We start from the raw sequence: 13,104 nt of genomic DNA on the forward strand, positions 1-13,104 counted from the left end.
GACGTGGATGTTTTCGGAAAACATCCACGTCAAATGCCCGTTCGGCCGGGTGGCGGGGCGGAGGGAGTCTGTGCCCGGTCCTACATGGCCATGTCGACGAGTTCGAAGATTTCCAGGCTGAAGCGGCCGTTGCCTTCGGACAGGAAAGGGTGGCCCTCGGCCAGGGCCTTGGCGGCGTCCAGGTCGGCGGCCTCGACAATGGTGTAGCCCTGCAGCAGGGACGGCTCGCCGCTGGTGCCGTTGTCCACGAGGGACGCGCGGGCACCAAAGGGGGCGCCGCCGTCGAGCATGGCCGATCCGACCTTGCCCATCCAGGCGCCCCACTTGGCCATTTCGGCCGCCGACTGCTCCTCGGTGAACTGGTCCATGGGGGTGGCGGGGCCGTTGTAGATGTAAATGAACTTGCTCATGGCGTTTGCCTTCTTTACTTGGGGTGGGTGCTAGGTGGATTCGAGGATGGTCTTGAGTTTCGCGAGGTCCTTGCGCATGGCCCGGCGCATCATGGCTGCCATCGGGGCGCCGGCAAGGACGCCGAACCCCGAAGGCTTCCCCTCATTGCGCAATTCCATTCGGGTGGCGTTTCCTTCGCTGGTCCACGTATACGTTGTCTTCATCGGAAACGGGCCCTGGCTGGTGCGCATGACAAGCCTTTCGCCCGGGATGTAGTCCGTGAATTCATACGTGTAGTCAAGTGCGCGGCCCAGAAAGTGCGCCGTAAAGGCCAGCTTGCTGCCAACGGCCAGGGGGTGCGGGGTGAGCCAGGTTGCCGAGGCGATGTTTTGGTACCAGGCCGGCGCGTTGTCCGGATTGGCCGCGTACTCCGCAACAATGGCGCAGGGGGCATCGATGAGGATGTCGGTGTGAACGTTGACCACGGTGGCTGCCTTTTTCGGTGTGTTCTGTGTTGGGCGTATCAGGCGTTGGAGACCTGGCGGCCGGTAAAGGCCACCAGGCGGTCCAGGCTTTCAGCGGACTCCTCCACGAGGGTTGCCTCGGCGAAGCTCTTGCCGCGCATGCTGGGCGCGATGGTGTTCCGGGCCAGGCCCAGCACGTAGTCGGCGAGCATGGGGGAGGCTTCCAGGGTGCGGCCCGTGGCGGTGGCAAAGTCCCAGGCGTGGACCAGGAACTCCAGGTTCAGGATGTTCGCCACCGTGGCCGCCGGCAGCACCGCAAAGCCCATGTCCACGGTGCCGTCCAGGCCGCGCGCGTTGAATGCCTCGAGGGTGGGGGCCGCCGCATTGGCGAGCCGGACCTCAGGGGAGGCACCGGCGTCGTCCGCCAGGGTGGCGCCCAGTGCCTTGCCAATTCCGGAGACCGAGCCGATCAGGTGCTCCACCAGGGCTGCCATCGTGAATTCGGCGCACGGCGTGGGCAGGTCCATGTCCGCCGCGGTGAGGCCTGCCAGGACGCGCTGGGCCACGGCCAGGGTTGCCTCGGCACTGATGAGCTCGTTGATGGGGTCCGGGGCGGCGGCCCAGTCGTCGGCGCCGGCGTCGCCCGTGGTGGCGAGTGCCTCCAGGCGGCCCAGGTAGTGGACCCAACCCTCCGTGTGGCCCACGGCTTCCTCGGGAGTGAGGCCCTCGTGGACCAGGCGGACGGTGGTGCCGCCGTCGCCCGGAACCAGGGTGATGGTCACGGTGGAGGCGTCGGCTGCGGGGGCGGAACCTTCCCAGCCCCAGGTGAACACGACGCGGCGGCCGGGCTCGACCTCCGTGAACGTGCCGGCCGCGGAGTGCCCGGGCGTGATGGTCCAGCGGTAGTCCCCGCCCACCCGCAGGTCCACGCGGGCGGCGACCGTCTGCCAGCGCCGCAGGCGTTCAGGCTCGGTGATCAGGGAAAACGCGGTGTCCGGATCGACGGGGAGGAAGACGGATTTGTCAATGGTCATGGGGTTTCTCCTTGGAGGTGCGGGTCATGTGGGATTTGGAGCCGGGCGGCGTCTGCCACCAGGAGGTCGAGCTCGTTGGTCCAAAAGGATTCGAGGGATTCACGCAGCCTCGCCATCCCCCGGGTGTCCAGGCTGTAGTACCGGCGGCGGCCTTCCTTCCGTGCCGTGACCAGCCCGACGTCGGCCAGCAGCAGCAGGTGCTGGGAGATCGCGGACCGGCTGACCGGAAAGTGTTCTGCCAGCTCACTGACGCCCAGCTCTCCCCGCCCCAGCAGCTGCAACAGGCGTCGCCTGGTGGGTTCAGCTGCGGTTTCGAGAAGGTCGGGCACATGGAATACGTTAGTCGTTGCTAACGCTTTTGACCATCCCCGGGGCGGGATTCACGGCAAGCTCACAGCTTCGGCCGGTTTCGCCGCAGCCGGACGGCACGGTAGCCGATGCCGAGGGCAAACATCGCCAGGCCCGCCAGCACGGACTCCAGTGGCAATGTCGCCACGAGCACCACACAGGCCGCGGCGCCCGCCACTTGCAGGAACCGCGGGTAGCGGCGGTCCGGGCCCGTTTGGGTGAACGCTGACAAGTTGGCCACCAGGTAGTAGGCCAACACCCCGAAGGAGGAGAAGCCGATGGCCCCGCGCAGGTCGGCCACGGCAATGACCATGCAAATCACGGCTCCCACGGCCAGCTCAGCATGGTGCGGCACCTGGAACCTGGGATGCACGGCGGCAAGCCAGCGGGGGAGGTCGCCCTCCCGGGCCATGGCCAGCGTGGTCCGGCCCAGCCCCGCCACGAGGGCCAGCAGGGCGCCGAGGGAGGCCAGTGCGGCGCCGGCCCGGACCACCGGGGCGGCCCACCCCCATCCAGCCACGGCGGCGGCGAGTGGGTCGGGGGAGGAGGCAACGCCGTCGGGCCCCAGGGCGGCAAGCACGCTGACGCCGACGCAGGCGTACACGAGCGCCGCGATGCCCAGCGCCACGAGAATGGCCCGCGGGATGGTCCGCTGCGGGTCCCTGACCTCCTCGCCCAGGGTGGCTATACGGGCATAGCCGGCAAACGCGAAAAACAGCAGCCCGGCCGACTGCAGGATCCCGTACCAGCCGTGCGCCAGCACGCCGCCGCCCCACATCGAGGCTGTTCCGCCCGTCCTGCCCCCGCCCCAGACGGCCGCCACGGCCACGGCTAGGGCGATGAGCACTGCCGCAACAATAATCCTGGCCAGGCCTGCCGTGCGTGTCACGCCGCGGTAGTTCACAGCCACGAGAAGCACGACGGCGGCAATCGCCACGGGGCGCTCCCAGCCCGGAGGCGCTGCGTAGGCAGCAAACGTCATGGCCATGGCCGCACTGCTGGCACTTTTGCCGATGATGAACCCCCAGCCGGCAATAAACCCGGGCCACGGGCCCAGGCGCTCGCGGCCGTAGACGTAGCTGCCTCCCGACGTCGGGTAGGCGGCGGCCAGCTGGGCGGAGGACGTGGCATTGCAGTACGCCACCAGACCCGCCACCGCCAGCCCGATGAGCAGGCCGGAGCCGGCGGCCTGGGCGGCAGGCGTAAAGGCCGCAAACACGCCGGCGCCGATCATGGAACCCAGCCCAATGACCACGGCGTCAACCGTTCCCAGGCGCCGGGCCAGCGGCGGGGTGTTGTTCATTAGTGGCGGCCTTTCGCCGGAGGGCTGGTGGACTCCCAGTGAGACTAGCCGCTTCAGGTGAACAACTGTAGCCATCCGCTGGGGCAAAACTCAGGCCCAGTTGTGCCCCAAGGACACCGGGGGCAAAACCCGCCTCGAGTTTGGCCCCTGCGTAAAGTGACGCCTAGCGGGCGGCGGGCAGGGACAGGACCATGGTGGTGCCGGCCGGGCCGGTGGCGGCGATTTCAATGCTGCCGCCGGCCGCCGCCGCGATTTCCCGGACAAGGGCCAGCCCCAGCCCGTAGCTGCGGCGTCCGCCGGCGGCAGGTTCGCTGCTGTGGGCGAAGCGGTCGAACACCCTGGCCTGGTCGATGCCGGAGATGCCGTGGCCGGTGTCGGCAACGGTGATGGCCACGTCGCGGCCGCGGGCGGCCGTGGTGACGGTGATGGAACCGCCGCCGGGCGTGTGGTTTAGTGCATTGTCCACGAGTCCCAGCACGGCACGCCGCAGGCTGTTGGGCTGGATGCGGACCGGCGCAACAACCCCGGCCTGGATGTCGAGGCGGACCTGGCGGGAGCTGGCAAGGTCCTGCAGGCTGGCGGCCACGGCGGCCACCAGCGCGTTGACGTCCACGGGTTCCGCGCCGGCCGCATCGGAGCCGCCGGTGGCCGCCAGCAGCAGTTCCTGCACCGTGGAGGACAGTGCAGCCGTGTCCTGGCGGACCTGGGCCAGCAGGCGGGCGGCATCCGTGCCCGGCTCCACCTTGTGTTCGGCCAGCTGGACGCGGGCGTCAAGGATGGTCAGCGGCGTGCGGAGTTCGTGGCTGGCGTCCTGGATGAAGCGGCGCTGCACCTCAAGGGCCCTGCCCAGGGGGCGGATGGCGCTGCGGGCGCTCAACCAGCCGATGGCCCCGGCCGCGAGAATCCCCGCGACGCCGGCAACGGCCATGGCCTTGAGCATGTCGTTGGATTCCACATAGACGCGTGCGGACTTGGGGTCGTGCGCAGAAAGGTCGGGGTGGTGGGAAAGGTACAGCATGTAGATGGAGGCGGCAATGATGACGGCAATGACCATCAGGGCCACTGCCACGGCAATGCGCAGGCCCACGGTCAGCGCGGCGCGGCGCAGTTGCGGGGTGTCCGCGTGGGGTGTTTTCATGCTCCGTCCCCGATCTGGTAGCCGATGCCGTGCACTGTGCGGATCACGGACTTGGACACCTTGCGCCGCAGGTAGTGCACATAGGTGTCAATGACGCCGGGCGAGTCGTCCGGGTGGAATAGCGCCGCCACCAGTTCGGGCCGGGTGAAGACGCGTTCCGGTTCGCCTGCCAGCATGGCCAGCAGTTCTGTTTCCTTCGCGGTCAGCCCCACATGCTCCCCGTAGCGCGAACGCAGGGACCTGTTGGCCGGGTCCAGGACCCACGCGCCAACGTCAAGCTGTGCGGGAGCGGAGTCAAAGGTCCGCGTGATGGCCCGCAGCCTGGCCCGCAGTTCGCCGGCGTCGAACGGCTTGGTCATGTAGTCGTTGGCGCCGGCGTCGAGCCCTTCAATCTTTTCCCCCGTGGTGCCCAGGGCCGTGAGGATGAGAGCCGGGGTGGCAATGCCGTGCCGGCGCAGGGCTGCCACCAGCTCCAGCCCGTCCATGGCGGGCAGCCCGCGGTCAATGACCAGCACGTCCCAGTCCCCGGTCAGGCCAAGGTGCAGCCCCTTTTGCCCGTCGGCGGCCACCTGCACGTCATAGTCCCCGGAGAGGAGCTCGGCAATCAACGGGCCCAGGACGGGGTCATCCTCCACCAGCAGCAGCCGCGGAAGCTCATTTGTGTGCATGCACTCCATTGTCGCCTGCAGCCACGCCGGATGCGTCACCAGCATCCGCGGCCGGTGCGAGCCGGGCGGCACGGCGTGAGCGCAGCACGCCGATGATGCCCGGCAGGATGGACACCAGGACCATCAGGACGGCGATCACGTCAATGTTTTTGGCAATGATGTCGAAGTGGCCCAGCCAGGTGCCCAGCAGCACCACGGAGCCTGCCCACGCAACGGCTCCGGCAATGTTCCAGAGCGTGAACTTCTTGTGGTTGTAGTTGGCAGTCCCGGCCACCAGGGGGGCGTAGGTGCGCACCACGGGGACAAAGCGGGCCAGGACGATGGCCATGCCGCCGTGCTTGGCGAAGAACGCCTCGGTTTCCGCCAGATACTTGGTCTTCAGGACCCGCGCGTCGTCCTTGAACCAGCGCCGGCCAAATTTGCGGCCCAGCAGGTACCCCACCTGGTCGCCGGCGATGGCCGCGAGGGCCACCACGCCGATCAGGACGGGCAGCGCCAGGTTCAACTGCTGGTGCAGCAGCCCCGCCGTGAAGAGCAGCGAATCGCCGGGCAGGAAGGGGAACAGTACGCCGGATTCGATGAAGACAATGGCGGCGACAACGGCCAGCGTGGCCGGCCCCAGCCCCTGGAGCAGGGCCGCAGGGTCCAGGACGGAGGTCAGGCCGGCTGGGAGAAGGGCGGCGTGGACTGCGGGGAGCGCGGTGGCTAGCAGGTGCATGGTGTGGCCTTCCTTAGGAGTGGACGGAGTCGGCAGCGGGGGCTACGGGACCAAAGCGGCCCAGCAGGGGGATGCGGGGCAGGATGCTCCCCTGGTACCGGTTCCACACTGCAGCCACCAGCACGACGGCGGCCGTTGCGGCCAGGAATGAGGCGATGACATCGCTGGGGTAGTGCACGCCAACGTAAACACGCGAGCAGGCCACCACCACGGGCACCAGGATGCCCAGCACGGCGGCGAGGCGGGCCCAGCGGGTGTTCCGGGCCAAGAAGAACACTGCCCAGGCGAGCCCCACGGCCAGGGCCACGTGGCCGCTGGGGAAGCTGTTGGAGCCCGTTTCGGGGGCCAGGGGGTCAAAAAGCAGGGCCGGGTTGGGGCGCTGGCGTTCCACGATGGCCTTGAAGAATTGGCTGGACAGCCAGCCCGCAGCCGACACGGCGCCAAACGCCACGGCGTTCACGGGGGATTTCCGCACCACCAGCAGGAACACGCACGTCAGGGCGATGATGACCACCCCGCCGGCCGGGGAAAACACGGAGTTGATCAACATTGCCACGGCGGTCAGGAAGCCGTCGTGGTTCCGGCTCAGCTCCTGGTCCACCGTGAATTCATTGGTGGTGAAGCCGGGCAGGTCCTTGGCAACGAAGCCCAGCGTCAGCACGGCCGCCGACAGCAGCACCACCCACAATCCCCAGAGCCGCGGCTGCGGGAGTTCCGCCAGTCGCGTGGCAAGGCCCCGGTCCGTTGCTGTGGCGGCCCGGGCCGGGCCACCTGCGCGGTGCTGGCGGCTTGGCTGGGTATCTGGATCTTTGCGTGACAATGAAGTCTCCGATTCGTGGACGGACAGGGAAGCGGCCGGGAGGCCTTTGTTCCACTGTCCAGCACACGGTCTAAGAATTCACTAAGATTTGCCCCGCGGCCCCCTGGAAAGGGGGCCGCGGAAGGCTTAGGCCGCTGTGATTTTCAGCACCAGTGTCCGGGCCCCGGGCCGCAGGGCAAAGTCCGGCCACACGTCCGGCCCGCACGCCCGCGAGCCCAAACCGTGCTGCGCGGCGTCCAGGTACAGGTGGCTGTGGTGCGGCTCGGGAAGCTCGTGGGGGTGCCCGGCGGCGGCCACCTCCTGGGCGGTGTGCCGCGCCAGCGTGAAGCCGGGGCGCCTGCCGGCAGCATCCGGCTCGGCGTCAACGCGCAGCCACGGCGCGCCGTCCCGGGTGAGTTCCAGGGAGCGCAGTCCGCTGCGGTGCCCGCTTTCCTGCGGCCTGGCATACGGGAAGGTCAGCCCATCCAGCGTTTCCGTGTGCCGCCCCACCACTGCCGAGTGCATGCTGTCCGGGTAGGATTCCCGCGGGCCAGCGCCAAACCAGGAGGCGCCGTCCACGGAGGTGGGCAGGTCCAGGCGCACGCCGATGCGCGGCCACACGGTGCCCCAGCCGGTGCTCGGGGTGATGTCGATGCGCAGCCACAGCTCCCCGCCCGCCAGCTGCCAGTTTTCCTCCACGGCCACGGTGGCGCCGCTGTTCGCGGCCGCGTAGCGCGTGCGCACACACAGCCCGCCGTCCGTCGCTGACGACTCCTCCACCCGGCCGGTGAGCCGGTCAAGGCCCGCGGCCAGCCACGTGCTGGCGGACGACGGCGCCGGGACCCCCCTCCCGCTGTTGAGCCAGGGATCGTCCAGGTCATAGGAGCCGAAGCCGGCGCCCTTGTCGTTGTCGGTCGGCGCGCGCCACAGTTCCAGCCGGAGACCGGACACAGGCAGGCCAGCCAGCGAAACCAGGCGGCCGGCGTCGAACACGGCCGGACCCAGTGTCAGGGGGCCGGCGGCGGACCCGGTCGCGGCGGCCGGGCGCGGCGTTCGTGCCGGGATGCGCGGGGCCGAGCAGTCAAGCTGGACGGCGGCCAGGGCGTGGCCCGCCGGCGCCCAGGCCGTGGCCTCGCGCAGCACGGCCTCCACCGTCAGCCACGTCTCGCCGTGTTCTGCCGGCACCACGGGCGGGAGCGTGAACTCGGCGGAGGCGCCGGCTGCCATGGGCCCGCCCCCGGGTGCGACGGCGTCCAGCCCGCCTGAGGCGGCCGGCTCGCCGTCGTGCTCCACCCGCCAGCGCAGCACCACGTCGGACGTGTCGGCGGTGTGCCGCAGGTTGGCCACGGACAGGACAGGTGTGCCGCCGTCGTTCTTGGCCAGGGTGAGGCGGATCGGGGAGACCAGCTGCTTGAATTCAAACAGGCCGGGCGTGGGTGTGGAGTCGGAGAGGATCATGCCGTCCATGACGAAGTTGGAATCGTGGACCACTTCGCCAAAGTCGCCGCCATAGGCAAAGAACTCGGTGCCGTCCGCGTTTCGGGTGCGGATGCCGTGGTCGCGCCATTCCCAGACGAAGCCGCCGTGCAGGCGCGGGTATTTGTCCACGAGGTCTTCGTACTGGTCGATGGCGCCGGGGCCGTTGCCCATGGCGTGGACGTATTCGCACAGGATGAAGGGCTTGCTGCGCTGGCGGGCGGATTCCGCGGCGGAACAGCCCAGCAGGAGCGCGTGGGAATCGTCGCGGCCGATGGAGTCAGTTTCCGGAATGGAGGAGTACATGCGTGAGTAAACGTCGGTGTAGGCGCCCGTGTAGTCGCCTTCGTAGTGGACGGGCCGTTCCTTGTCCCGGGCGTGGACCCAGGCTGCCATGGCGGCAAGGTTGGCGCCGGTGCCCGATTCGTTGCCGAGCGACCACATGACGATGGAGGCGTGGTTCTTGTCCCGCTCCACGGTGCGCTCGATCCGGTCGAGCAGGGCTTCCCGCCAGCGGGGGTCGTCGCTGGGGTTGTCCACCCAGCCCCGGGCCTCGAAGCCGTGGGTCTCCAGATCGCATTCGAGGATGACCCAGAAGCCAAGTTCGTCGGCCAGGTCCAGCACGCGGGGGTGCGGCGGGTAGTGGCTGGTGCGGATGGCGTTGACGTTGAACTGCTTCATCAGGGCCATGTCCGCCCGGGCGTCTGCCTCGTCAAAAACGCGCCCCCGGTCGGGATGGGCTTCGTGCCGGTTGACGCCGTGGAACACCACGCGGCGGCCGTTGACCAGGAAGCGGTCACCGGAAATTTCCACGGTGCGGAAGCCCAGTCGGAGCGAAATGGTTTCCGCGGCGCTGGAGACGGTGGCCGCGTAGAGCCGGGGGACCTCGGCGGACCAGGGTTCCACGTTTTCAACCGAAAGGGGCACGACGTCGGACGGGGAGTCCCAGCGGACCGCCACTCCCAGCTCGGGCACCTCGAGCGTCACCGGGAAGGCGTCTGCCGGGGCGGTGATTTCCGGGTCGATGGTGCCGGTGCCTGCTGCACCGGTGCCTGATGCACCGGTGCCTGTGCCTGCCGCCCAGCCCGTGCGCAGCCAGGCATCGGCGATGCCGCCGGCCGGGCGGGCCTGCAGTGTTACGTCGCGGAAGATGCCCGGCAGCCACCACTGGTCCTGGTCCTCCAGGTAGCTCGACGCCGACCATTGGTGCACGCGCACCACAATCACATTGGACCCGGCGCGCAGGGCGGGCGTGACGTCGAATTCCTGGGCGAGGCGGCTGCCGGTCCCCACACCGATTTCCGTCCCGTTGACCCACACCTTGTAGCGGGATTCGACGCCGTCGAAGCGCAGCACCACTGCCGCCGTCGTGCCTTCCAGCCAGGCGGCGGGGACGTCAAAGCGGCGGCGGTAGTCCCCCGTGGGGTTTGCATCAGGCACGTGGGGAGGCTCAATCGGGAACGGGTACTGCACATTGGTGTAGCTGGGCCGGCCGTAGTCGGGCCCGCCCGGAGTCTGGACGTCTCCGGCCAGCACCCAGTGGGACGGGACGGTGATGGTGTCCCAGCCGGAATCGTCGAAGGCTTCGGCGGCAACGCCCTCCGGCTGTTCACCGCCGGGCAGGGCGGGGCCGCCGGGCGTTCCGGGCACTCCGGGGAGCAGGCGGAAGCGCCAGTCACCGTTCAGTGACTGGGTGGGCGCATCGCTGTGGAGCCAGGACCGTGCCGGGACGCGGCGCCCGGAGCCGGGGCCGCGGTCGGTGACGTAGGCGCCTGCGGGGAGTGTTGTGGACGGTGTATTCACGTGGCTGGTCCTTTTCTGGTCCCGGTGGATTGGACACGAAGCTATCACAAAATTCGAGTGAGTACTCGGTTTTTACCGCCCGGGGCCGAAATGTGGATTAGGCTGTCATGCCATGGGGACCAAAGACGGAGCGCCTGCAGGAAAACGGGGGCCGTATGCGAAGTCCAAACAGCGGCGCGAGGACATTGTCAACGCCGCCTATGGGGTGTTTGCCGCGCGCGGCTACCGGGGCGGCTCGCTGCAGGACGTGGCGGACAAGGTGGGGATGAGCCAGACCAGCCTGCTCCACTATTTCCCGTCCAAGAGTGAATTGCTGCTGGCGGTCCTGGAGCGGCGCGACTCCGTCAGCGGCGACGGCAGGCCGCGGGATCCCGAGGACAGTTTCGTCGACGCCGTCATCCGCCAGGCGCGCTTCAACGAAACGGTGCCGGGCGTCATTGAGCTGTACACCGTGCTCTGCGCCGAATCCATCACAGACAACCACCCGGGCCGCGGCTACTTCACCGAACGGTATGAGCGCCTGCGCCGCAGCTACTCGCGGGCTTTTACGGCGCTCGCCGGCGAGGGCAGGCTGCGCCCCGGGGTGGACCCGGAGCGCGCCGCTGCCAGCCTGGTTGCCCTGTGGGACGGCATCCAGACCCAATGGCTGTTGGCGCCGGAATCCATCGACATGGCCGGGTGCCTGCGCGACTACCTGGAGCTGCTGGTCCTGCCGGACCATTTGGCGGGAGCGGCCGGAGCTGTCAGTTCCGGGCCATCTCGGTGACGAGTTCACGCACGACGGCGCGCAGCTCGCCTCCGTGGGCAGCAGCCACGCGGCGCTGGCGCTGGTAGCTGGCACCCCGGGCGATGATGTCCTCGACGCCGGCCAGCTCCGTGGCGCAGCCCAGCTTCGCGGCGACGGGTTCCAGTTTGTTCAACAGCTCCACGGTGTGTTCGGTGACCAGCTGTTCCTTTCCCGCGGCGTCCAGGATGATGATGGCCTCCAGGCCGTAGCGTGCGGCCCGCCACTTGTTCTCCTGCACGTGCCACGGCGGCATGGTGGGGATGGTGCCGCCATTGTCCAAGGTGGTGGAAAAGTCATCCACGAGGCACTGGGTGAGGGCTGCGATGGAGCCGATTTCCTCCAGGGTGGACATGCCGTCGCAAATGCGCATTTCAATGGTGCCCAGTCCGGCCACGGGGCGGATGTCCCAGCGGATTTCGTTCGTGGCGTCGATGACTCCGGTGGTGAACATGTCCTCGACATAGGACTCGTAGGAGGCCCAGTCGGGGAACTGGAACGGCAGGCCGGCCGTGGGGAGCTGCTGGAACATCAGCGCTCGTTGGGAGGCGTAGCCGGTGTCTTCGCCGTTCCAGAACGGGGACGACGCGGAGAGTGCCTGAAAGTGGGGGAAGTAGTTGACCAGCCCGTCCAGTACCGGCATGGCCTTGGAAACATGGTCCAGCCCCACATGGACGTGAACTCCGTAAATGAGCATTTGGCTGCCCCACCACTGCGTCCTGTCCACCAGCTTGGCGTACCGTTCCTTGTCGGTGACCTGCTGGGAGCGCGGATTGCTGAATGGGTGGGTGCCGGCGCACAGCAGTTCCAGGCCGAGCGGCGCCGCGGCCTCCCGGAGCACGTTGAGGTTGCGCCGCAAGTCCTCGGTGCCCTCTGCCACGGTGTGGCAGACGCCCGTGACCAACTCCACAGTGTTTTGGAGCATCTCACCCTTGATGTGGGGATGCTCGCCGTCGTCCATGATGTCCGGGTGCGCCTCGGATATGTTGGCAAAAACGTCGCTGGCCCGGGCCGCCAACTCGCCGGTTTCTGCGTCAACCAGCGCTATTTCCCATTCCAGGCCGAGCGTGGACTGTTCAGATTTAGCGAATTCAATCTTCACTGTGGCGCCCCCTTGGGATTCGTGCGTCCGTGGTGCAGTGCGGCAAGGGTGCCGGGTGCATTCTGATTGTAGTTTAAAGGCCGGTGCCGGGGGACCAAGTGTCAGGCACAATGGAGTGGTGCCCATTTTGAATAAAGACATGACCTTGTGCATTTCCCTTGCCGCGCGGCCCAGCAACATTGGGACGCGCTTTCACAATTACCTTTATGACGCGCTGGGCCTGAATTATGTTTACAAGGCCTTCGCGCCGGCGGACCTGGCCCAGGCGGTTGCCGGGATCCGGGGCCTGGGCATCCGCGGGGCCGCGGTGTCCATGCCGTACAAGGAAGACGTCATTGCGCTTATTGACGTCATGGACGCCTCCGCGTCCGCGATTGACTCGGTGAACACCATCGTCAACGACGCCGGCGTCCTCACGGCCTACAACACCGACTACCTGGCCATTGCCCGGCTGCTGGCCACCAACGCCGTGGACCCCCGGACCTCCGTCCTGCTGCGCGGTTCGGGCGGCATGGCGAAGGCTGTTGCCGCTGCCATGTACGACGCCGGTTTCGCGAACGTTACGCTGGTGGCGCGCAACGAAGTGCGCGGCCGGGCCCTTGCCGCGCTTTATGGTTTTGCGTGGCTGCCGGAGGCGCCCTCGGAAGCTGCGGGCATGCTGGTCAATGTCACGCCCCTGGGCATGGCCGGTGCCGATGCCGGTGTGCAGTCCTTCACCGACGCCCAGGTGGCGGCCGCGGAGCTGGTGTTCGACGTCGTCGCCCTTCCTGCGGAAACCCCGCTCATTTTGGCCGCCCGCGCTGCCGGGAAGCGGGTCATCACCGGCGCGGAGGTCATCGCGATCCAGGCCGAGGAGCAGTTTGTGCTGTACACAGGCGTCCGGCCCAGCCCGGAACTGGTGCAAGAAGCCTCAGAGTTCTCCCGCCAATGACCCTCCCTCACCTTTCGCGGTGTTTAGGGGTGACCCTCCCTCACGTTTCGCGGTGTTTTGGCGGACGCTCCCTCCTTGTGAGCTGTGCAAGCGAGACCGGAAGTAGCGGTGGGGCGCCAGACCTTCAAAAGGTGAGGGAGGGTCAC

At 68.1% G+C, this 13,104-nt stretch carries 13 protein-coding genes; 2 read left to right on the forward strand and 11 right to left on the reverse strand.

Features of this window, described 5'->3' with window-relative positions; all coding sequences use genetic code 11:
• Positions 1–80 precede the first annotated feature (80 nt).
• The 10 genes from LPN03_RS19345 to LPN03_RS19390 all read right to left on the reverse strand — a co-directional run bounded on the left by LPN03_RS19345 (position 81) and on the right by LPN03_RS19390 (position 10,141).
• The gene (locus tag LPN03_RS19345) at positions 81–410 is read right to left on the reverse strand and encodes a YciI family protein (protein WP_165183421.1); all 330 of its coding nucleotides are present in this window, start codon (positions 408–410) and stop codon (positions 81–83) included.
• Between the two features lie 30 nt (positions 411–440).
• Positions 441–875, reverse strand: coding sequence for an SRPBCC family protein (locus LPN03_RS19350; RefSeq protein WP_165183422.1), 435 nt, complete (start codon positions 873–875; stop codon positions 441–443).
• A gap of 38 nt (positions 876–913) precedes the next feature.
• Positions 914–1,888, reverse strand: a complete 975-nt coding sequence (locus LPN03_RS19355) for a TIGR03086 family metal-binding protein (protein WP_262455557.1) — start codon at positions 1,886–1,888, stop codon at positions 914–916.
• Entirely contained in the window at positions 1,885–2,217 is a 333-nt protein-coding gene (locus LPN03_RS19360; protein WP_165183424.1) for an ArsR/SmtB family transcription factor, read from the reverse strand. Before LPN03_RS19360 ends, LPN03_RS19355 begins: the two co-directional genes overlap by 4 nt.
• Before the next feature lie 62 nt (positions 2,218–2,279).
• The gene (locus LPN03_RS19365; RefSeq protein ID WP_262455558.1) at positions 2,280–3,539 is read right to left on the reverse strand and encodes an APC family permease; all 1,260 of its coding nucleotides are present in this window, start codon (positions 3,537–3,539) and stop codon (positions 2,280–2,282) included.
• A 163-nt stretch (positions 3,540–3,702) separates the two neighbouring features.
• Positions 3,703–4,677, reverse strand: coding sequence for a sensor histidine kinase (locus LPN03_RS19370; protein WP_165183426.1), 975 nt, complete (start codon positions 4,675–4,677; stop codon positions 3,703–3,705).
• On the reverse strand, positions 4,674–5,345 hold the full coding sequence (locus LPN03_RS19375) for a response regulator transcription factor (RefSeq protein WP_165183427.1): 672 nt from the start codon (positions 5,343–5,345) through the stop codon (positions 4,674–4,676). The genes LPN03_RS19370 and LPN03_RS19375 overlap by 4 nt, the downstream gene beginning before the upstream one ends.
• Positions 5,332–6,063, reverse strand: a complete 732-nt coding sequence (locus LPN03_RS19380) for a VTT domain-containing protein (protein ID WP_165183428.1) — start codon at positions 6,061–6,063, stop codon at positions 5,332–5,334. Before LPN03_RS19380 ends, LPN03_RS19375 begins: the two co-directional genes overlap by 14 nt.
• A 13-nt stretch (positions 6,064–6,076) precedes the next feature.
• Positions 6,077–6,883 (reverse strand): phosphatase PAP2 family protein, encoded by an 807-nt coding sequence (locus LPN03_RS19385; protein WP_240902382.1) that lies wholly within the window; start codon positions 6,881–6,883, stop codon positions 6,077–6,079.
• A 126-nt stretch (positions 6,884–7,009) separates the two neighbouring features.
• The gene (locus LPN03_RS19390; RefSeq protein ID WP_165183429.1) at positions 7,010–10,141 is read right to left on the reverse strand and encodes a glycoside hydrolase family 2 TIM barrel-domain containing protein; all 3,132 of its coding nucleotides are present in this window, start codon (positions 10,139–10,141) and stop codon (positions 7,010–7,012) included.
• A gap of 112 nt (positions 10,142–10,253) precedes the next feature.
• Here LPN03_RS19390 and LPN03_RS19395 point away from each other — a divergent pair, with 112 nt between their 5' ends.
• Positions 10,254–10,907, forward strand: coding sequence for a TetR/AcrR family transcriptional regulator (locus LPN03_RS19395; RefSeq protein WP_165183430.1), 654 nt, complete (start codon positions 10,254–10,256; stop codon positions 10,905–10,907).
• Here the strand turns inward: LPN03_RS19395 and LPN03_RS19400 are convergent.
• Complete coding sequence (locus tag LPN03_RS19400) at positions 10,885–12,027, reverse strand: glutamate--cysteine ligase (protein ID WP_165183431.1); 1,143 nt, start codon at positions 12,025–12,027, stop codon at positions 10,885–10,887. The two genes, LPN03_RS19395 and LPN03_RS19400, sit on opposite strands and share 23 nt — an antisense overlap.
• Positions 12,028–12,145: 118 nt before the next feature.
• Here LPN03_RS19400 and LPN03_RS19405 point away from each other — a divergent pair, with 118 nt between their 5' ends.
• Positions 12,146–12,958, forward strand: a complete 813-nt coding sequence (locus LPN03_RS19405; RefSeq protein ID WP_165183432.1) for a shikimate 5-dehydrogenase — start codon at positions 12,146–12,148, stop codon at positions 12,956–12,958.
• Positions 12,959–13,104 lie beyond the last annotated feature (146 nt).

The organism is Arthrobacter sp. A2-55, from assembly GCF_025548615.1.
Lineage (GTDB): Bacteria > Actinomycetota > Actinomycetes > Actinomycetales > Micrococcaceae > Specibacter > Specibacter silviterrae.